Source organism: Amycolatopsis sp. NPDC004079, from assembly GCF_040610415.1.
In the GTDB taxonomy this organism is placed as follows: domain Bacteria; phylum Actinomycetota; class Actinomycetes; order Mycobacteriales; family Pseudonocardiaceae; genus Amycolatopsis; species Amycolatopsis halotolerans.
The window spans coordinates 298,625-315,915 of the sequence record NZ_JBEXMH010000001.1; the positions used below are offsets into that span (position 1 = coordinate 298,625).

At 71.2% G+C, this 17,291-nt stretch carries 16 protein-coding genes; 7 read left to right on the plus strand and 9 right to left on the minus strand.

What is annotated here, in order from left to right; genetic code table 11:
* Positions 1–59: 59 nt before the first annotated feature.
* Positions 60–743, plus strand: a complete 684-nt coding sequence (locus ABZX37_RS01445; protein WP_354734993.1) for a hypothetical protein — start codon at positions 60–62, stop codon at positions 741–743.
* Here the strand turns inward: ABZX37_RS01445 and ABZX37_RS01450 are convergent.
* Genes ABZX37_RS01450 through ABZX37_RS01460 form a run of 3 tightly spaced genes read right to left on the minus strand, consistent with a single transcriptional unit; the run spans position 725 to position 4,432 of the window.
* Positions 725–1,387 (minus strand): response regulator transcription factor, encoded by a 663-nt coding sequence (locus ABZX37_RS01450; RefSeq protein WP_354734994.1) that lies wholly within the window; start codon positions 1,385–1,387, stop codon positions 725–727. The two genes, ABZX37_RS01445 and ABZX37_RS01450, sit on opposite strands and share 19 nt — an antisense overlap.
* A 10-nt stretch (positions 1,388–1,397) precedes the next feature.
* A complete protein-coding gene (locus ABZX37_RS01455; protein ID WP_354734995.1) occupies positions 1,398–3,038 on the minus strand; it encodes a right-handed parallel beta-helix repeat-containing protein in 1,641 nt (546 codons plus the stop codon).
* The gene (locus ABZX37_RS01460) at positions 3,038–4,432 is read right to left on the minus strand and encodes a BTAD domain-containing putative transcriptional regulator (protein WP_354734996.1); all 1,395 of its coding nucleotides are present in this window, start codon (positions 4,430–4,432) and stop codon (positions 3,038–3,040) included. Before ABZX37_RS01460 ends, ABZX37_RS01455 begins: the two co-directional genes overlap by 1 nt.
* Before the next feature lie 34 nt (positions 4,433–4,466).
* On the opposite strand from ABZX37_RS01460, the gene ABZX37_RS01465 reads away from it, so the two are divergent.
* Both ABZX37_RS01465 and ABZX37_RS01470 read left to right on the plus strand, forming a co-directional pair.
* Positions 4,467–5,141, plus strand: a complete 675-nt coding sequence (locus tag ABZX37_RS01465) for a response regulator transcription factor (RefSeq protein ID WP_354734997.1) — start codon at positions 4,467–4,469, stop codon at positions 5,139–5,141.
* Complete coding sequence (locus ABZX37_RS01470) at positions 5,138–6,388, plus strand: HAMP domain-containing sensor histidine kinase (protein WP_354734998.1); 1,251 nt, start codon at positions 5,138–5,140, stop codon at positions 6,386–6,388. Before ABZX37_RS01465 ends, ABZX37_RS01470 begins: the two co-directional genes overlap by 4 nt.
* 393 nt (positions 6,389–6,781) lie before the next feature.
* Here ABZX37_RS01470 and ABZX37_RS01475 read toward each other — a convergent pair whose 3' ends face one another.
* Genes ABZX37_RS01475 through eccCa form a run of 5 tightly spaced genes read right to left on the minus strand, consistent with a single transcriptional unit; the run spans position 6,782 to position 14,241 of the window.
* Positions 6,782–7,981: a hypothetical protein gene (locus ABZX37_RS01475; protein WP_354734999.1), complete on the minus strand. Its 1,200-nt coding sequence runs from the start codon at positions 7,979–7,981 to the stop codon at positions 6,782–6,784.
* Positions 7,982–7,995: 14 nt separating this feature from the next.
* Positions 7,996–8,442, minus strand: coding sequence for a hypothetical protein (locus tag ABZX37_RS01480; RefSeq protein WP_354735000.1), 447 nt, complete (start codon positions 8,440–8,442; stop codon positions 7,996–7,998).
* A gap of 11 nt (positions 8,443–8,453) precedes the next feature.
* Positions 8,454–9,821, minus strand: coding sequence for a hypothetical protein (locus ABZX37_RS01485; RefSeq protein WP_354735001.1), 1,368 nt, complete (start codon positions 9,819–9,821; stop codon positions 8,454–8,456).
* Positions 9,822–9,831: 10 nt separating this feature from the next.
* Positions 9,832–10,230: a hypothetical protein gene (locus tag ABZX37_RS01490; protein ID WP_354735002.1), complete on the minus strand. Its 399-nt coding sequence runs from the start codon at positions 10,228–10,230 to the stop codon at positions 9,832–9,834.
* A gap of 45 nt (positions 10,231–10,275) precedes the next feature.
* A complete protein-coding gene (eccCa, locus tag ABZX37_RS01495) occupies positions 10,276–14,241 on the minus strand; it encodes a type VII secretion protein EccCa (RefSeq protein ID WP_354735003.1) in 3,966 nt (1,321 codons plus the stop codon).
* Positions 14,242–14,398: 157 nt separating this feature from the next.
* Here eccCa and ABZX37_RS01500 point away from each other — a divergent pair, with 157 nt between their 5' ends.
* Both ABZX37_RS01500 and ABZX37_RS01505 read left to right on the plus strand, forming a co-directional pair.
* Complete coding sequence (locus ABZX37_RS01500) at positions 14,399–14,752, plus strand: type VII secretion target (protein ID WP_354735004.1); 354 nt, start codon at positions 14,399–14,401, stop codon at positions 14,750–14,752.
* 28 nt (positions 14,753–14,780) lie between these two features.
* Positions 14,781–15,077, plus strand: coding sequence for a hypothetical protein (locus ABZX37_RS01505; RefSeq protein WP_354735005.1), 297 nt, complete (start codon positions 14,781–14,783; stop codon positions 15,075–15,077).
* Positions 15,078–15,134: 57 nt separating this feature from the next.
* Here the strand turns inward: ABZX37_RS01505 and mycP are convergent, their stop codons facing one another.
* Positions 15,135–16,421 (minus strand): type VII secretion-associated serine protease mycosin, encoded by a 1,287-nt coding sequence (mycP, locus tag ABZX37_RS01510; protein ID WP_354735006.1) that lies wholly within the window; start codon positions 16,419–16,421, stop codon positions 15,135–15,137.
* A 117-nt stretch (positions 16,422–16,538) separates the two neighbouring features.
* Here mycP and ABZX37_RS01515 point away from each other — a divergent pair, with 117 nt between their 5' ends.
* Positions 16,539–16,916 (plus strand): YbaB/EbfC family nucleoid-associated protein, encoded by a 378-nt coding sequence (locus tag ABZX37_RS01515; RefSeq protein WP_354735007.1) that lies wholly within the window; start codon positions 16,539–16,541, stop codon positions 16,914–16,916.
* Complete coding sequence (locus tag ABZX37_RS01520; protein ID WP_354735008.1) at positions 16,916–17,290, plus strand: hypothetical protein; 375 nt, start codon at positions 16,916–16,918, stop codon at positions 17,288–17,290. The genes ABZX37_RS01515 and ABZX37_RS01520 overlap by 1 nt, the downstream gene beginning before the upstream one ends.
* The last annotated feature ends 1 nt before the right edge of the window (position 17,291 follow it).

Here is a 17,291-nt window from a genome sequence, read left to right on the forward strand (position 1 = left end):
GCCGGGATACGCCTCCGAAGCGACGCGCACCGGCCGCGGACCGCCGCATGATCCCTGGCATGCCCACCACCACTACCGAATTCCGCGTCCGCACCGGCGTACTGGCCGCAGTGTCCTATGTGGTCTTCTTCCTGGCGTCCCTCGTCCTCCCGGGCCTGCTCGGGCAGAACCGAGGCGCGTCCATAGTCACGCCGTACCCGACGAACTCCGAGGTAGCGGCCTACCTCGCCGCAACCAGCCACAGCGGCCTCCCGATCGCCGCCTTCTGCCAAGCCGTCAGCGGTCTCGCACTGCTGGTCTTCGCAGGCTGGTCAGCCGCCTACCTGCATCGCCTCGGCCGCGACGCCCATGCCGCGCTCGCCCGGTCCGCCGGGACCGCGGCAGCGGTATTCCTCCTGCTTTCGGCCAGCATTCAATGGATCCTTTCCCTGCCCGGAATCACCGACAACCTCGCCGTCTACCGCGCCGTCACGGACCTCAGCTTCAGCACGGGCGCGGCCGTCCAGATCGCCGCCACCGGGCTCCTCACCGCCGCGGTCTCGACCGGCGCGCGCGGCCTTCCGAAGTGGCTCGCCTGGTTCGGCCTCGGGGTCGCCGCGCTTTCCGTGCTGTCCATGCTTTCGCTGCTGGCCAAGGGGTTCTCCCCCTTCCTGCCGATCGGCCGCTACCTCGGCATGGCCTGGTTCCTCGGGCTCGCCGTGTTCCTGCCGCGGCGAGCAGGCCGTTACCCGGCGAACCGGTAGCCGACGCCGCGGACCGTCTCGATCAGGGTCTGTTCCCGCAGTTTGCGCCGGAGCTGCCGGACCACGACCTCCAGGACGTTCGAGTCCGGGTCGGCCATCCGGTCCCACGCGTGCTCGATCAGCTCCTTGCGCGGCACCGGCGCGCCCGCCGCGGCCATCAAGCGTTCGAGGACCAGAAATTCCTTCGGGGCCAGGGTGAGCAGTACGCCCGCGCGGCGCACCTCGCGCGTGCCCGCGTCGAGTTCCACGTCGCCGCGGCGCAGGACGGCCGGGCGGGTTCGCGGCGCGGGGCTCAGCCGGCACAGGCTGCGGACGCGCGCGACCAGCTCGGCCATCTCGAACGGTTTGACGAGGTAGTCGCCGCCGAGCTGCAGGCCCGCGACGCGGTCGGCGGTGCTGTCGCGAGCGGTCAGGAACAGCACCGGCACCAGCCAGCCGGACCGGCGCCGGTGCTGCACGTAGCCGAGCGAGTCGCCCGACGGCAGCATCCGGTCGAAGACCACGCAGTCGTAGGCGTTGACGAAGAGCGCTTCGTCGGCGACCGGCAGATCGCCCACCGCGTCCACGGCAAATCCGGCACTGCGCAACGAAACGTCGAGAGCTATCCGCAAATTGTCGTCGTCTTCGACCACCAGCACCCGCACGAAGCCCAGGTTAGCGGGCCACCGCCGCCTCGATGTCGGCGATGCTCAGGCTCCGCAGTTCCTCGAGCGTCGGCACCCGGCCGAGCAGCCGCAACCGCTGGGACTGCGACTTCCGCACGCCCTCGAACAGCCGCCGCGCGTCGCGGGCGTTGCCGAAGTTCTCGTCGCCGGAGATCCGCGCGAAGTGGTCGACGAGCACCGGTTCCGCGGCCGCGTCCAGCTCGTAATCCTGGCTGGAGACCATCCGTTCGATGATGCCGAGCAGTTCGCCGGGGGTGTAGTTCTCGAACTCGATCGTCTTGCCGAACCGCGACGCGAGCCCGGGGTTGGCGGACAGGAACCCGGCCATCTCCTTCGTGTACCCGGCCACGATCACGGCGACCTCGTCCCGGTGGTCCTCCATCATCTTCACCAGGGTGTCGATCGCCTCCTGCCCGAAGTCGCCGCCCGCCGAACCCGCGCGCGACAGCGTGTAGGCCTCGTCGATGAACAGCACCCCGCCCTTGGCCTCCTCGAAGATCAGCGCGGTCTTCTCCGCCGTGTGGCCGATGTACTGGCCCACGAGATCGCGCCGCGACACCTCCCGGAACTGGCCGTGCGGCAGCACCCCCAGTGCTTGCAGCAGCCGCCCGTACAGCCGGGCCACGGTCGTCTTCCCGGTGCCGGGCGCGCCGGCGAAGATCAGGTGGTGGCTCGCGCCGCCGACCGGCAGTCCCGCGTTCCGCCGCCATTCGTTGACCTGCAGTTCGTCCACCAGCGAACGCACCTCGGCCTTGACGCGAGGGAGGCCGACCATCGTGTCGAGTTCGGTCAGCAGCTCGTCCGGCGCCCCGTTGCCGGAACCGGCCGGTCCGGTCGCCTCCACGACAGTCGGGTTCGCGCCGTCGGCGAGGGAAATGCCCGGCTCTGCGGTGTTTTCCGCCCGGCACTCCTCGATACTGCCGCCGCATCCGGCCGCGAACGCGATGCCGAAACCGCGCGCGTCCCGGACGGTGCACTGCCGCAGCAGCGGCGAGCTGTGCTGGGCCACGGCGATCCCGTCCGAGCCGGTCCGCGAAATGGCGCAGTTTTCCAACACCGGGCGGCTGTATTGGTAGACGTACACCCCGCGCAGCCCGCACCCGGTCACGGTGCAGCCGCGCAACACCGGTGCGGCGCCCATGCCGATCACGACGCCGTCCCCGGTCACCTCCTCGATGACGGTGTCCACCAGTCGTCCCGGACTGCCTTCGATCACCACGCCCTGTTCGACGGCCTCGATCGAGCAGCCGGTCAGCTCAAACCCCGCCGTCCCCTCGATCCGCACCGCGGGCCCGCGCCCGCCGGTGATCAGGCAGCGCCGTACGACCAGCTCAACGTTCTCCGCGGCCAACGCGGCCGACTCACCCGCGTGCAACTCGATCCCTTGCAGCGTCAGGGATCCGCCGACCGCGTGCAGCACCGGATGCTCCGCTCCGGCGCCGTCGACGATCACCCGCGCCCCGGCCTCCGCGGTCAGCGTCACGTGCAGGCCGGACAGGGCGAGCACCTCGCGGTACCGGCCCTCGGCGACGGTGATCACGGCGTGGTCCGGAGCTGCGGAGAGCGCGTCGCCGATCGTCGGGTACGCGCCAGGCCGGTCGGCGACCAGAAGGCGTCGTGCGTTCGTCATCAGCCCGCCTCGGCCATCAGCCAGCCCCGCCCGGCCGCCTTCGCCCCGGCCTGGAACCGGCTGCGCGCGCCGAGCCGGTTCATGATGTCGGCGACCATCCGGCGCACCGTGCGCACGGAGATGTCCAGCCGCGCCGCGGCGGATTCGTCGGTGCTGCCGGAACACAGCAGGGTCAGCAGATCGCGCTCGCGGCGGGTGAGCCCCGCGGCGCCCTCGCGGTCGTCGAGACCGGTCGGGATCAGCGGCACGGCCTCGGGCCAGATCCGGTCGAACAACCCGGCCGTCGCCGCGACGACGCCGGGCAGCCGGAACACCGCCGCGGACGAACTCCCGGCCCGGTCGTCCGGCAGCACCGCCGCCGCACGGTCGACGACCAGCGCGTCCATCGGCACGTCGGCCACAGTCCGCACGTCCACGCCGGCGAGCGCTAAGCCGCCGAGCGCACCGGACAGCCGGGCCGAATCGGGGCACAGCACGCGGTAGCGCACGCCGGGCCGCAGCGTCGCCTGGCCCAGCCGGCGCACGACGTCCGCCGGTCCCGGCCCGACGGTGGCGCACATGATCAGCACCTCGCTCGTGGCGGATGCGAGCAGCCCGTCGATCCCGGCCGGTCGCGGCGCGGAACCGCCGCCCGCGACCAGGCTGAGCTTCGCGCCCGTGCCCGGCTGCCGTTCTTGCAACACCTTCCGCTGCGCGGCAACGAGTTCCGGCCCCGGCTCCCAGCCGAGCTCGCGGGCCAGCAGCTTCCGTGCGTGCTCGAACGCGGCCAGCGCCTCGGCCGGGCGCGCGGCTTGCTGCAGGGCCAGCACGAGCCGAGCCCACGCGCTTTCGCGGAGCGGGTCGCGGTCGACGACCTCGCGCAGCAGCGTGATCGCGTCCGTCGCGCGGTCCGACGCGAGGTACGCCTCGGCGAGCAGGCACCGGAGCTCGGCGCGCCGTTCCTCCCAGTTCGCCGCCGCGGCCCGCGCGCCGTCGAACTCGAGACCTTCGAACGGCTCGCCCCGCCAGTGCCCCAGCGCGGCGGAAAGCTGCTCGGCCGCGGTCTCGTACGCCGCCTCGGCCAGCGCCGCCCGGCCGGATTCCGCCAGCGTTTCGACCAGCTCGGTGTCCAGTTCGCCTGGCAGCACCTTGATCCGGTAGCCGCCCGGCCGGCTTTCCAGCCGCTCCCCCACGCTTTGCCGCAGCTGCCACACGTAGCTGCGCAGGTTGCGCAGCGCGGAGGCGGGCACGGCCTGTTCATGCCAGATTCCGGCGATCAGCTGATCAACGCGGACCCAGGCGTTAGCGTGCAGGAGCAACAACGCCAGGAGCGCGCCCGGCTTCGTCGCCCTCAGCTCGATGCGGGTGCCGCTCGACGGGCGCGCCTCGAGCGGACCGAGTAGTTGAAACTCCATGCGCTAACTTTCCATCGGGACACCTGAGGTTTGGATGACAACGGTGATGGTCGTCGAAGACGACGAGAACATGCGGGTCGCGGTCGCCGCGCAGCTGGGCGCGGCCGGACTCGGCGTGCACGTCTGCGGAGACCTCGCCGCCGCCGGGAGAGCGCTCGGCTCGCACGCCTACGACTGCGCGGTGTTCGACCGGATGCTGCCCGACGGCGATTCCCTCGGCTACGTCGACGCGCTCCGCCGCCAGGGCTGGCACACGCCCGTGCTGTTCCTCACCGCCCGCGATTCGCCGGCCGACCGCGTCGCCGGGTTCGAGCACGGCGCGGACGACTACCTGGTCAAACCGTTCGCGATGGCCGAGCTGACCCAGCGGGTGCTGAACCTGTGCGGGCGCAGCGGGTCGGACCGGCCCTCGGTGCTGCGCCACGACGACCTCGTGATGGACTGCGCGCGGCGCGAGGTCCGCCGGGCCGACGTGCTGCTCACCCTGTCGAACAAGGAGTTCGCCGTGCTCGAATACCTCCTCGTCCGGTCCGGGCAGGCGGTGAGCCGGGCGGAACTGCTCGAACACTGCTGGGCCGCGGCTCCCGAGGAAATGGGCGACAAGTCCAACCCGGTCGACGCGGTGGTCAAGCGGCTGCGGCGGAAGCTGCGGGAACCGGAGCTGATCCACGCCGTGCGCGGTCTCGGCTACCGGTTCGGCGCTCAGTGAACGGCTCCGCCGCCGACCGGTTGCGCCGGCTGCGCTGGGTCCTGACCGCGCTGTTCACCACGATGAACGCGATCGGGCTGATCGTGCTCGCCTGGATCGTCGTCAACGAGGACGCCGATCGCGGGACCGCCGAGGTCACTTCGAGCCTCGACCGCGTCACGTCTGCCGTCAGCAGGCAGGTCGGCTACGACGGCGGCGTGGTCAGCTTCGCGCTCGTCAACAGCGACGAGCTGAACAACGCCTGCCCGCAGTTCGCGATCCTGCCCGGCGGCGCCCAGACCTTCCGGCCGCACCTCTCCGGCCGCACCTGCGTGCCGATGGACACCGGCGTGCTCAACGGGCTCGCCGCGGACGCGATCCACACCGGCGGTCTCGTCCAGGGCTACCAGCAGAGCACCGACGGCCGGTCGGTCTTGGTGCGCGCGCAGCCGCTGCTGAACCCGTCGGGGAAGTACCTCGGGGCCGTCGTCGCGTCCGCCGACCTCACCGACACGGAGTCCGCGCACACGCGGTTCGTGCTGCTGGTGGTGGGTGGCTGCGTGCTGCTGATCGCCGTGCTCGGTTTCGCCGGGCACCTGCTGTCCGGCCGGTCGATCCGGCCCGCGGCGGCGGCGTTGCAGGAACAGGAAGTGCTGCTCGCCGAGACCGCGCACGACCTCCGCAGCCCGGTCGCCGCCCTGCGCGCGCTGGCCGAAACCGCCCAGGCGAACCCGGATCAGCGCGCCGCGCTGCTGCCGCGGACCGTGCAGCTGGCGTCCGACATGGGCAGCATCATCGACAGCCTGCTGGTCCGCGCCCGGCTCGCGGCGGGCGTCGAACAGCTGCACCTGCAACCGGTGTGGCTCGATCAGCTGGTCACCGACATCGCCGAGAGCGCGCACACCGGAGGCGCGCAGGTGACCGTGACCGCGGCCCCGACGAAGGTGAACGCGGACCCGACGCTGATCCGCCGCGCGGTCGGCAACCTGCTGGACAACGCGGTTCGCTACGGAAGGCAGCCGGGCGCGGAAGCGATCGTGCACATCACGGTTTACGGCGGGACGGTCACGGTGGCCGACCACGGGCCCGGCATCGACCCGTCCACGGCCGCGGACGCCTTTGACCGGTTCAGCAGCACGGGCGGGTCGTCGGGGCTGGGGCTGTCGATTGTGCGGTGGGTGGCGCAGGCTCATGGCGGGGTGTTGTCGGTGTACAACGCGGACGAGGGCGGGGCGATTTTCGAGCTCCGCTTCCCGCAGGCGGCATGACGACCCAGCGATCGTCGGCAGGACCGCGCGAACTCACGGCGGCGTGCTGTCGATCTGCAACGCTGACGTCGGCGATGCCTTCGAACTCCGCTTCCTTCAGGCCGCACGACGACGAGGTCCAGCGGTTCGCTCCGGCCGCCGCGACGCAGCAATCGTCGGGCGGGTGGCGCACGACGGGGTGTTGACGGTGTACAACGCGGACGAGGGCGGGGCGGTCTTCGAGCTGTGCTTTCCGAAGGCAGCGTCACGGCCGAACCGAGAGGCCGGATCCGGGTGCCACGGCTCATCGTTCCCCCGATTAGTGGCAGATGCCCACAGCTGCGCGGCCTTGAACTCCGTATCCACAGAGCAGCGTGACGGCCGAGCCAGAAGTTCGGCCGTCACGACTCGGCGCTAGTCCGCGGTGTTGATCAGTTCCACTGTGCCGCTCCCCGACTCACCGAACCGGTTCGGCCGCGCCACGAATCCGTCCTGGGCACCGTTGGCCCGGCCCCGAAGGGCGACCGTCACGCCGTCGTTCGCGGTGGAGCGGCGGCGTCCGTTGGCGGATTGGCCGTCCGTGTTCTCCGCACTGCCCGGACGCAGGGTTCCGGCGGTTCCGGCCCCCATGCCGTGCGGCGTCATCGGCGGCACCATTCCGCCCGCACCGCCGCGGGCCGAACCGTTCGCTGTCCCCTCGGGTTCCACGCTGCTTCGTTTCGCCGCCGTGGAACGCATGGCGGGCATCGCACCGAGTCCAGCGCCAGCGGCGCCGAGCGCACCGAAGGGCAATCCCGAGGCCACCGGCGCGGAACCGGCGGGAGAAGGCATCCCGCCGAGCGCACCGCCCAGGTCGCCCGGCGACAGCGAGCCCGGACCCAGCCCGGCGAGCGAAATGCCTTGGCCCGACGTCCAATCCTTCGGGTCCAGGCTCAGGCCGTGACCGTTGCCGCCGATGGCTCCGGGCAGGCCGCTGGTGAGCTTCGACAGGTCCGGCGAGGTCCCCGACCCGCTGCCGATTCCCGCTGTCTGGGCGAGGCTTTGCACTTCGGTCAGCAGATTCACCGCCGCGTCCGCCGTTTTCACCGCGTCCGCCGAGGAGATGGGGAAGTTCGGGATCAGGTCCGCCGGGTTCGTCACGCCCGCGGCCCCGCACACAGCCAGCATCGCGCCGTCGTACTGGGCGCCCAGTTCGTTCATCACCGTCGCGGAGCTTTGCCAGGCCTGCAAAGCCAATTCCCACGTCAGCGGGTTCATCCGGGTGGCCGCGTATTCGGCGAAGAAGCCTTCGACCAGACCTTGCGTCACCGGCAGCGTGTCGGCCAGCGCGTTCAGCTGGGTCGAGACCTGCGACGCGGCGATCCGGTCGCTCCACGTCGTCAGGTCGGCGATCGACCGGCCGACCTTGGCCTCGAACGAATCCGCGGCCTTGTCCTGCCAGCCGGCCAGGGTCACGGTGCCCGCGTTGCGACGCAGTTCGGCGGCGGCGGTCTGGCTCCAGGCATGCACCTCCGACCACATCGTCGCGGCGGAGCGCAGCGTCGGGATGTGCGCCTGCTCGGCGTTGATCATCGCCTTGTGGAAATCGGGAAGCAGCACGTTGTAGGGAATCACCGGTCAACTCCTCTTCAGACAGACTTCGGGGCGGACGGATGTTCGGGCGAGGCGCCACCGGTGCCAGTCCCCGTGTCGGTGCCAGTGCCGGTCCCGGTGCTCGGCGTCTTCCCGGCGCCCGAGAACTGCTTCAGCACCCCGATTCCCTTGTCGGCCACCTTCAGCGTGGACGTCGCCAGGTCGATGCTGTTGATCAGATCGGTCGCCTTGTACTGCGCGGCGGCGGCCTTCACCTTCGCCGAAATGGTCGTCATGTCCTCGCTGGTGTTGCCGATGTACGCGCCGACCACGCCGGTCGCGGCCTTGTCCAGCACGGCCATCAGGATTCCCTCGACGGTGCCCAGCGGGCTGACCGGCTCCCCCAGCCTGGCCAGCGACGCGGGCGGCGCCGGGGCCTTGGTCTGCGCGGAGAACACCGCCATCGCCTCGGGGTCCCCCTTGATGAAGGATGCGTCGGACATCTTTCCCCTCCTCAGGTTCGGTAACTGCGTTCCGGGCCGGCGCTGCCGACCTGCCACAACTCTTCGTCGAGCACCTCGACGGGCGCCTGCTCGACCGGCGGCGGCGGTTTCTTCGGGGCCTTCGCCGGAGCCGGAGCCGGTTTCTTGCGCTTGCCTTCGGTTTCCCGTCCGGCCAGCACGACCCCGGTCTTGCCGTCGGTCTTGCGCGACCGCACGGCGTTGACCCGTTCCGCCGCCCCGGGCCGGATCCCGCCGGATCCGGAACCTCCCCGCCCGGCACCGGATTGCGGCGGATACATCGGCGGCATGCCGCTGCTGCCAGCGGTCCCAGCTGACGTCGCCGTCCCGGCGACGGGTGCGGCTCCGGCGGAAAGCCCAGCCTGCGCGGCGTTCGGCGAAACAGCCCCGCTCGCGCTTGTTCCCGCCCCGGCCGGGCCGCCGCCGACACCACCACCACCGATTCCGGCACCAGCCCCGCCGCCGACCGAGCCAGCGAGCCCGGGCAATCCGGAATCCGGTTGCGGGACCGGAGAAAAGTCCGCGGGCTGATACAGGTCGGCGGGGTTGAACGCGGTGCTGACCGGATTCGGCACCTGCGCGGCGTTTCCCCCGGTGCCGCCCGCGTTCTTGGCCAGGTCGAGCAGCTTGCTCGCCACGTCCGCCGCGTTCTTGGCGGTCACCAGCGGCGATTCGGGCGAGCTGTCGGCGGGGTCTTTGGCGGGTTCCTTGGTGTCAGGAACCTCCTGCGGGGACGGGGTTTCCTGCGGATTCGCCGACGCGGGATCCCCGCCGCCGTTGTTCGGCACGGCCGGACCCGGCCCCGGCTGGTCCGAGGTCGACGTCAACCCGACCTTCGGATCCCCCGACAGCTGCCTGCCGGGAGCGGCGAACAGCTTCGACGTCACCTCCTGATACAGCGGCGTCAGGGTGTTCAGCCGGTCGGCGACGTCGTTGCGCGCCTGGTCCACGTCCGCTTGCGACGCGTTCGACGGCAGGTTCGCGATCTTCGCGTCCGCGAAGCCCCGCGCGTCGTGGATCGCGTTGATCAGCGCGGTGATCGCGTCGCTGATCTGCTTGGTGGTCGTGCTGGTCGTCAGCGGGCCGCCCGATTCGGGTCCTCCGGCCATGTCGTCGGTCCAGGACTGCGCGACCCGCACCACTTTGAGCGCCTCGGCGTCGAAGACGGTGCCCGCGAAGTCCTTCCAGCCGTCGGCGAGATCGAGCCGCGTCCGGTCCAGATCGGCCGCCCGGTCCGCCAGCCAGGGCCGGACCTGGGTCCACATCGCCGAAGCCGCGCTGAGCAAGGGCACGTGCTGGACGCACTCCGCCACGATCATGTCGCGGAGTTCGCCGAGTTCCTTGCTGCGGTAGTCGATCATGCCGGTCGCCCTACCGCTGCTGCCCGGACGTGAGCGAGGGCAGCACCGCGGGCAGGCCGTCGCCGGTCATCTTGCCGAACGCCGTGCGGGTGTAGTCGTCGAAGGCGGCCTTCGCGAGGTCGTCCTTGGCGGCTTGGTCGGTGAAGTGGTAGTTCTGCGCCGCGTTGTGCGCGAAAGTGCCCAGTGCGTTGACCGTCTCCTTGAACTGGGTGATGAACCGGTAGAGCCGGTCGGTGGTCCCGCTGTCGGCGTCCAGCACGGACTCGTGACCGTTCAGCATGCTGCCGCAGCCGCCGCTGCCCCGTCCGGCCACCAGGTCCGGGACCGACACCCGGGCCAGGGTTCCCGCGTTCTCGGCGAACCGCTCCATCAAAGCCGGGATTCCCGCCATTCTGTCCGGTGGTGTCATCGCGCTCTCCTGCTTCCGCTCGTCTGTCCACAGTGGTCTGTTCGGTCAGGCCCGGGGCGGCGACCAGGCCAGCTGCACCAGCCCCTTGTTCCCGCGCCGGTCGACCAGCCAGCCCCGGCCGGGCGGCAGCACCTGCGCGCGCATCCCGCCGAGCAGCGGGCCCTCGTCCCGGTCGCCGGACATCAGCACGCCGGCCGCGCCGACCTCGCGCATGCGGTTGAGGACCGGTTCGTACAGGCCCTTGCCGGCGCCGCCGGTGCGGCGGGCGAGCACGATGCGCAGCCCGATGTCACCGGCTTGGGCGGCGAGCGGGAGCAACGGCATGAGCGGGTGGTTCTGGTGCGTGGCCACCATGTCGTAGTCGTCGACGAGCACGAAGATTTCCGCGCCCTGCCACCAGTTCTTCGCCCGCAGCTGCTCGGGCGTGACGTCTGGGCCGGGCAGCCGCCGCGACAGCCGGGTGACCACCTCGTTCAGCAGCGCGATGCTGTGCGCGTCGTTGGTGCCGGTGCCGAGCAGGTACTCGTCGGGGATCTCGCCGAGCAGCCCGCGCCGGTGGTCGATCAGCACGATCCGCGCCTGCTCCGGCGTGTACGCGGCGCAGATGCGGCGGGCCACCGTGCGCAGGAACGAGGTCTTGCCGGACTGGGTGTCGGCCAGCACGAAGAAGTGCGGATCGTTCGCGAAGTCCAGCCGCAGCGGCGACAGGTCGTGCTCGTGGACGCCGATCGCGAGCCCGGCGTCCGGTCCGGACAGTGCGTCGGCGGCCGGAAGCTCGTCATACGCCAGCACGCCGGGCAGCAGCCGGACCGGCGGCGCCGCCGCGCCGGGCCACGCGTCCGCGATCGCGGTGACCAGGCCCGCGAGTCCCTCGGGCAGATCGCCGACGCTGTGCCCGCCGTCGATGCGCGGCAACGCGATCAGCATCTGGTGCTTGCTCGCCGACAGTCCCCGGCCGGGCCGGTCGGCGGGCACGCCCATCGCCGCGCGCCGGTCGACGATCGAATCGATCGGGTCGCTGATCTTCAGCTCCAGCCTGCTGGCGAACAGGTCGCGCACGTTCATCCGCAGGTCGAACGAGCGGGAGCACGCGGCGACCACGTGGATCCCGTAGGCGAGACCGCGCGAGGCGATGTCGCTGACGATCTCCTCCTGCTGGTCGAAGTCGTTGCGCAGGGTCAGCCAGCCGTCGATCACGAGGAACACGTCGCCGTGCGGATCGTCCGGGAACTCGCCCGCGGCTTTGCGCTTCCGGAACGTCGCGACGCTGTCGATCTTGTGCTCGGCGAACAGCCGCTCCCGCTGGGCGAGCAGCGTGGCGACCTCGGACACCGTGCGGCGGACCGCGCCGCTGTCCAGGCGTCCGGCCACCCCGGCCAGATGCGGCAGCCCGTCCAGCGCGGCGAGCGTTCCGCCGCCGAAGTCGAGGCAGTAGAACTGCGTTTCGCGCGGCGTGTGCGTGAGCGCGAGGCTGAGGATCAAGGTGCGCAAGGCCGTGCTCTTGCCGCTGCGCGGACCCCCGATGACCACGACGTGTCCGGCGGCGCCCGACAGGTCCAGGCTCAGCGGATCGCGTCGCTGCTCGTACGGCCGGTCCACCAGGCCGAGCACCGGGCGCAGCGCTCCGGCGAGTTCGGTCGAGTTGGCGGTCAGCCCGCGTTCGCGGTGCGCGACCAGGTCCGGCAGCAGTTCGTCCAGGGACGGCGATTCGTCCAGCGGCGGCAGCCACACCTGGTGCGCGGGCGTGCCCCGGCCGACCAGCCGGTCGACCATGATGTCCAGCAGCGTCTCGCCGACCGCGGCGTCGGGTTCCGGCTCGGGCTCGGCGGTGTCCCCGGCGTCGATCGCGGGCGCGTGGTAGGCGGTCGTGTATTCGTGCAGCACCAGGTCCTCCGGCGGGCCGGCCGGTCCGCCGGACTGGCTGGCCCGCCGGTGCACGCCGGACACGTAGGCCGAGCGGAACCGCACCATCGACTCGGTGCCCACCTTGAGGAAACCGTTCCCCGGCGCGCGCGGCAGCTTGAACGCGTCCGGTACGCCGAGCACCGCCCTGCTCTCCATCTCCGAAAACGTCCGCAGGCCGATCCGGTAGGACAGGTGGCCTTCCAGCCCGCGCAGCCGTCCCTCGTCGAGCCGCTGGGACGCGAGCAGCAGGTGCACGCCGAGCGATCGGCCCAGCCGTCCTATTTGGACGAACATGTCGATGAAATCCGGCTTGGCGGAAAGAAGTTCGGAGAACTCGTCGCAGATGACCAGGAGCGTGGGCACCTCCGGCAGCGGGGCGCCCGCCTGGCGCGCTTTCTCGTAGTCGCGCAGCGAGGAGAAGTTCCCGGCCGCGCGCAGCAGCTCCTGGCGGCGGATCAGCTCGCCGTTGATCGCGTCGGTCATCCGGTCGACCAGGTGCAGTTCCTCGGCGAGGTTGGTGATCACCGCGCTGGTGTGCGGCAGTTTGTCGAGCCGGGTGAAGGTCGCGCCGCCCTTGAAGTCGATCAGCGCGAAGTTCAGCGAGCCGGGCGGATGCGTGATCGCCAGCGCCAGCACGAGCGTCCGCAGCAGTTCGGACTTGCCGGAGCCGGTCGCCCCGATCAGGAGGCCGTGCGGGCCCATGCCCTCCTGCGCCGATTCCTTCAGGTCGAGGTCGATCGGGGCGCCGTCCTCCTGGATGCCGAACCGGATCCGCAGCCGGTCGCGGTTCGGCCGCGGCGCCCAGGTGTCCTCCGGCGAGAGGTCGTAGGGATCGCCCAGCCCCAGCAGCTCGGCGAGACCGAGCTCGGAACTCATCGGCGCGTCGCGGATTCCCGAGCTGAGCCGAAGCGGCGCGAGCTGCCTCGCCAGTCCTTCGGCCGCCGCGCCGTCGAGGAAATCGGCCTCGCCGAGCTGCGCTTCGCCCTCCGCGGTCCGGCTGGAAAGCGCGCCGTCGGCCCCGACCGACAGCAGCACGGAAGTCCGGGCAGGCACTCGCGGCGGCGGAGTCGTCAGGTCGAACACCGTGACGCCCTCCACGCCGCCGCCGGTCATCAGGTGGTCCGACCCGGCGACCTCGCCGCCGTCCAGGACCACGACCAGGTACGGCCCGGGGACGCTGACCTGTTGGTCGGGATCGAACCGCGGGCGGGCGCCCAGTTCCTCCTCCAGCATCGCTTCCAGCGCCGACACCGCCGGAACCACCAGCCGCAGCGGGCCGAGCGCGTCCGAACGCGCCGGGTGCAGCGAATGCGGGAGCCACTTCAGCCATTCCCAGTCCGCGCGGCGGTCCTCGCTCGCGCACACCGCGATCCGCAGATCATCCGGCGACTGCAGCGCGGCGAGCTGGGCCAGCACTGCCCGCAGCATGCCGAGTGCCGCCGTGCGGTCCCCGCGCAGGTGGATCCGGCTGAAGCCGTTGACCGCGATCGCCAGCGGCAGCCCGTCGACCGTGCGGTGAGTCGCGAGAAACCGCCGCAACGCCAGCGCCGACAGCGGTTCGAGCTCTTCGAGCGGCAGCGTGTCCGGCGCGACGAGCGCGAGCGCCGGGCCCTGCGGACCGCGCCCGATCCGGGCCACGGCGAAGTCCTCGTCGTCCTTGCGCCGCTCCCACAGCCGGTAGCTCGCCGCGAGCGACCACAGCGCGGCCGGCTCCGGGTGGAGATAGTCCATGGCCGTGCGCTGCCGGCGCACCGCCCGGCGCAGCCGCACCCGGTGCTGCGCCAGGTGCCGCAGGTACTTCCGCCGGGCCTGCCCCATTTCCCGCTTGCTCGGGCCGCCGCCCTGCAGCAGCCCGGTCAGGATCATGCCCAGCATCCCGACGCCCATCAGCCCGTAGACCACGAACCGGAGGGAACCGCCGAGGTTGCCCGAGTACAGCAGCAGCGTCGACGCCATCATGGCGAGCATCGGCAGCACCGTGAACACCTGCGCCCACTGCCGTCCCGGCGGGGCCGGGATCGCCGGGGGCGGTTGCAGCATCAGCTCGCCGGCCGGCATCTCCGGGGCCGGTTTCCGCGCGGGCCGCTTGACCAGGACTGTCGCCATGGCACCGATCTTCCGCGTTCGACGGGCGTTCCGGACGGCCGTGGCAGGAACGTGCCGCCGGGCCGGTATTGCGCGCCGGAGGAACTAGCTTCGGACAACGCAGGGAGGCGGCCGGGGAATCCGGGGCGCGTTCCCGTGAGCGCGAATGGAGGGTCTTGTGACCGGGTTCAATTTCATGAACGGCGATCCCACGCAGATGCGCGGGATCGCCGACAACTGGCGTGGCCTCTACGAGGAGGTCGCGAACCGCAACACCAGCCTCAACACCGGGAACACCGGGCTGGAAGGCGTCTGGAAGGGCGCGGGCGGGCGGATGTTCCAGGGGATCGAGCCGGACCGGTTCGCCCAGAACCAGCGGCTGACGACGAGCGGCCACGGACTGGCCGACACCCTGACCACGTCGGCGAACAAGTATTTCGAGAACGACGCGGAAAACGGCCGCGCGCTCAGCGTGACCGGCGATTTCCAGATCAACACCGGTTCGTTCGGTTCCGCGTTCGGCGCCGTCTGAGCCGCCGCACCGGAGAAGGGAGACCACAGTGACCGACCAGATCCTGATGTATTTCGACCAGGTCCAGAGCCAGGCCCAGGAGATCTTCAAGGCCACCGGCCAGGACTCGACGTCGTTCGGCGACGTGTACCAGCGCGCGAAGGACGCGTTCTCGAGCGTCCTGACCGACGGCAACGGCCACGAGATGGACGCGGCGATGGGCCAGAAGTTCAAGCTGGACAACGAATACAACGACAAGGCCCACGCGATGGGCCGCGCCACCTCGAACTCGGTGGACCGGTCGCAGCACTGCGTGCAGAGCTGCGCCGCCACGTGGCAAGTGTGATCCTGACACGGTGAAGCGCGCCCCGTTCTCGGACGGGGCGCGCTTTCTTGTGTCCGCTTAGGACTGTCCGAGGAGCGAGACCTGGTCCGGCAGCTCCTCCGCCACCGGATCGGCGGGCAAGGCCGCGGCCCGGCCCGCTCGCCACCCGCGACGGCCGCCCCGTCGCACGACGACCACGATCAGCACCGCCACCAGCAAAACCCCGGCGCCTCCGAAGGCGAGCCAGGTCGCGGTCGAGGTCGTGCCGCGGACCCACTCCGCGTGCGCGACCGCGGCCCGGTCCTCGGGAGCCGGGTGATACGCCGGGATTCCCGCTGCCGGCGCGAGGTTCATCCCGTCCGTGACCGCGCGGTACGGGTTGACCAGACCGGCGCCGTACACGTCGCTGGATTGCCCGCCCCTTGCCGGGCTCGCGGTCGCCTCCAGCCGCCGGATGACCTCCGGCGCCGACAGGTTCGGCCAGGCCGCGCGCACGAGAGCCGCGGTACCCGCGACGAACGGGGTGGCGAAGCTGGTTCCGTCGTCGTAGGCATGACCGTCCACTCTGGTCGCGGCGAGCACCTTCGCTCCCGGCGCGACGAGCCCGACGTACGGGCCGATCTGCGAACTGGACGCCCGCGCCCCGTCGATGTCCACCGCGCCTACGCCGAGCACACCGGGATAAGCCGCGGGATACGACGGAAGTTTCGCCGACGCGTCCTGCTGTGCGTTGCCCGCCGCGGCGACCACCACGACGTCGCTGGCCACCGCGTAGGCGACCGCATCGCGGATCGGCGGGAAGTCGGCGGTCCCGGACATGGACAGGTTCAGCACGCGAGCGCCTTGCCCGACCGCGTAGACGATGCCGTTCGCGACGGTCTGCGGGTTGATCCGCTGGATCTGGCCCTGGTCGGTGAGGTCCTGGTCGCTGACCCGGACCGGCAGCACCGTCGAGTCCGGCGCGACGCCGCGGAAGCCGACGCCGGGCAGCGCGTCCGCCGCGACGATGCTCGCCACCGCGGTGCCGTGCGAATCGCAGTCGAAGGAGCCGGGAAGATCCTGGTTCGCCACGAAATCGCGCCCCGGCAACACCTTTCCGGGACGGCGCAGCTGCGGGTGGTCGGCGTCCACTCCGGAATCCACGACCGCCACCACTACCCCGCCGCCGCGCGTGTACCGCCACGCCGAATCGGGGGCGAGCGTCTGCTGCGCCCAAGGCTGCGCGGCGATCTCGGGGTGCGCGGGTTGCGCGTTGGCACAGGCCCCAGCAGGAGGCGCCGCCCGCGCTGTGCCGCCGCCGAGGACGAATTGGAGCGACGTCACCGTCAGCACGGTGGCGACAGAAGCCTTACGGTGTCGGGTCACCCTCGCGATACTGCGGCACTTCGCGCCCGTTCCCGGCTCCGTGGCCGCTACCGGTCACCGCCCGCCACGACCGCGCTCGCGGTCCCAGACTGGCGTCCGGAAGCGAGGAGGACCGGCATGGACACGCCACCGCACCTGAACATGTACGAGGAATACCGGCAGCTGGCCGCCGACATCCGGGCCGCGCAGTCCCGGATGGCCGAAGTCCGCGCCGAGGCCTCCTCCGACGACGACCTCATCACCGCGGTCGTCGGCAGTTCCGGCGAACTCGTCGAACTGCGCCTGGACTCCCGGATCTACCGTGCGCCCGATTCGGCCCAGCTGGCCGCCGACATCACCGACGTCGTGCACCGGGCCGCGGAGCTTGCCCGTCAGGAGACTTTCTCGATCCTGTCCGGATACCTGCCTCCCGACGCCACTCCGGAGACCGCGGACCTGCGCGCCGATCCGATGCTGCACGAACTCGACCGTCAGCTCACCGGGGAGGGCCGCTGATGGCCCCGCCGGAGAAACCCGCCCCCGGCGAACACCTCGTCGACCGCACCGACCCCGGCGGGTACGCCGGGATGTACCCCGACGCGACCGAGCAGGTGTTCCGCGCGCTGGCGCAACTGCAGCAGACCTACCACACCACGTTGGGCGGCATCCGCGACGACTTGCAGCAGGAGTACCAGGTCGGCAACGGAGCGACCGGCAAGGCTTTCATGGATTCCTACCGCGACTGGGCGAAAAGCCTCGACCGGAACGCGCAGCTGGCCTCGCTCGGCCTCGCGCAGATGACCGACCAGGCCGTCGGGCAGATCGCCGAATACCGCACCGCGGACGCGAAGAACGCCGCCGAGCTGCGCTCGTCCCAGACCGGGCAGTAGC

Coding starts and splice junctions, on each gene's coding strand:
- ABZX37_RS01445 (WP_354734993.1), top strand. CDS start 60: ATGCCCACCACCACTACCGAATTCCGCGTCCGCACCGGCGTACTGGCC.
- ABZX37_RS01455 (WP_354734995.1), bottom strand. CDS start 3,038: ATGACGAACGCACGACGCCTTCTGGTCGCCGACCGGCCTGGCGCGTAC.
- ABZX37_RS01460 (WP_354734996.1), bottom strand. CDS start 4,432: ATGGAGTTTCAACTACTCGGTCCGCTCGAGGCGCGCCCGTCGAGCGGC.
- ABZX37_RS01465 (WP_354734997.1), top strand. CDS start 4,467: ATGACAACGGTGATGGTCGTCGAAGACGACGAGAACATGCGGGTCGCG.
- ABZX37_RS01480 (WP_354735000.1), bottom strand. CDS start 8,442: ATGTCCGACGCATCCTTCATCAAGGGGGACCCCGAGGCGATGGCGGTG.
- ABZX37_RS01485 (WP_354735001.1), bottom strand. CDS start 9,821: ATGATCGACTACCGCAGCAAGGAACTCGGCGAACTCCGCGACATGATC.
- ABZX37_RS01490 (WP_354735002.1), bottom strand. CDS start 10,230: ATGACACCACCGGACAGAATGGCGGGAATCCCGGCTTTGATGGAGCGG.
- eccCa (WP_354735003.1), bottom strand. CDS start 14,241: ATGGCGACAGTCCTGGTCAAGCGGCCCGCGCGGAAACCGGCCCCGGAG.
- ABZX37_RS01515 (WP_354735007.1), top strand. CDS start 16,539: ATGGACACGCCACCGCACCTGAACATGTACGAGGAATACCGGCAGCTG.
- ABZX37_RS01520 (WP_354735008.1), top strand. CDS start 16,916: ATGGCCCCGCCGGAGAAACCCGCCCCCGGCGAACACCTCGTCGACCGC.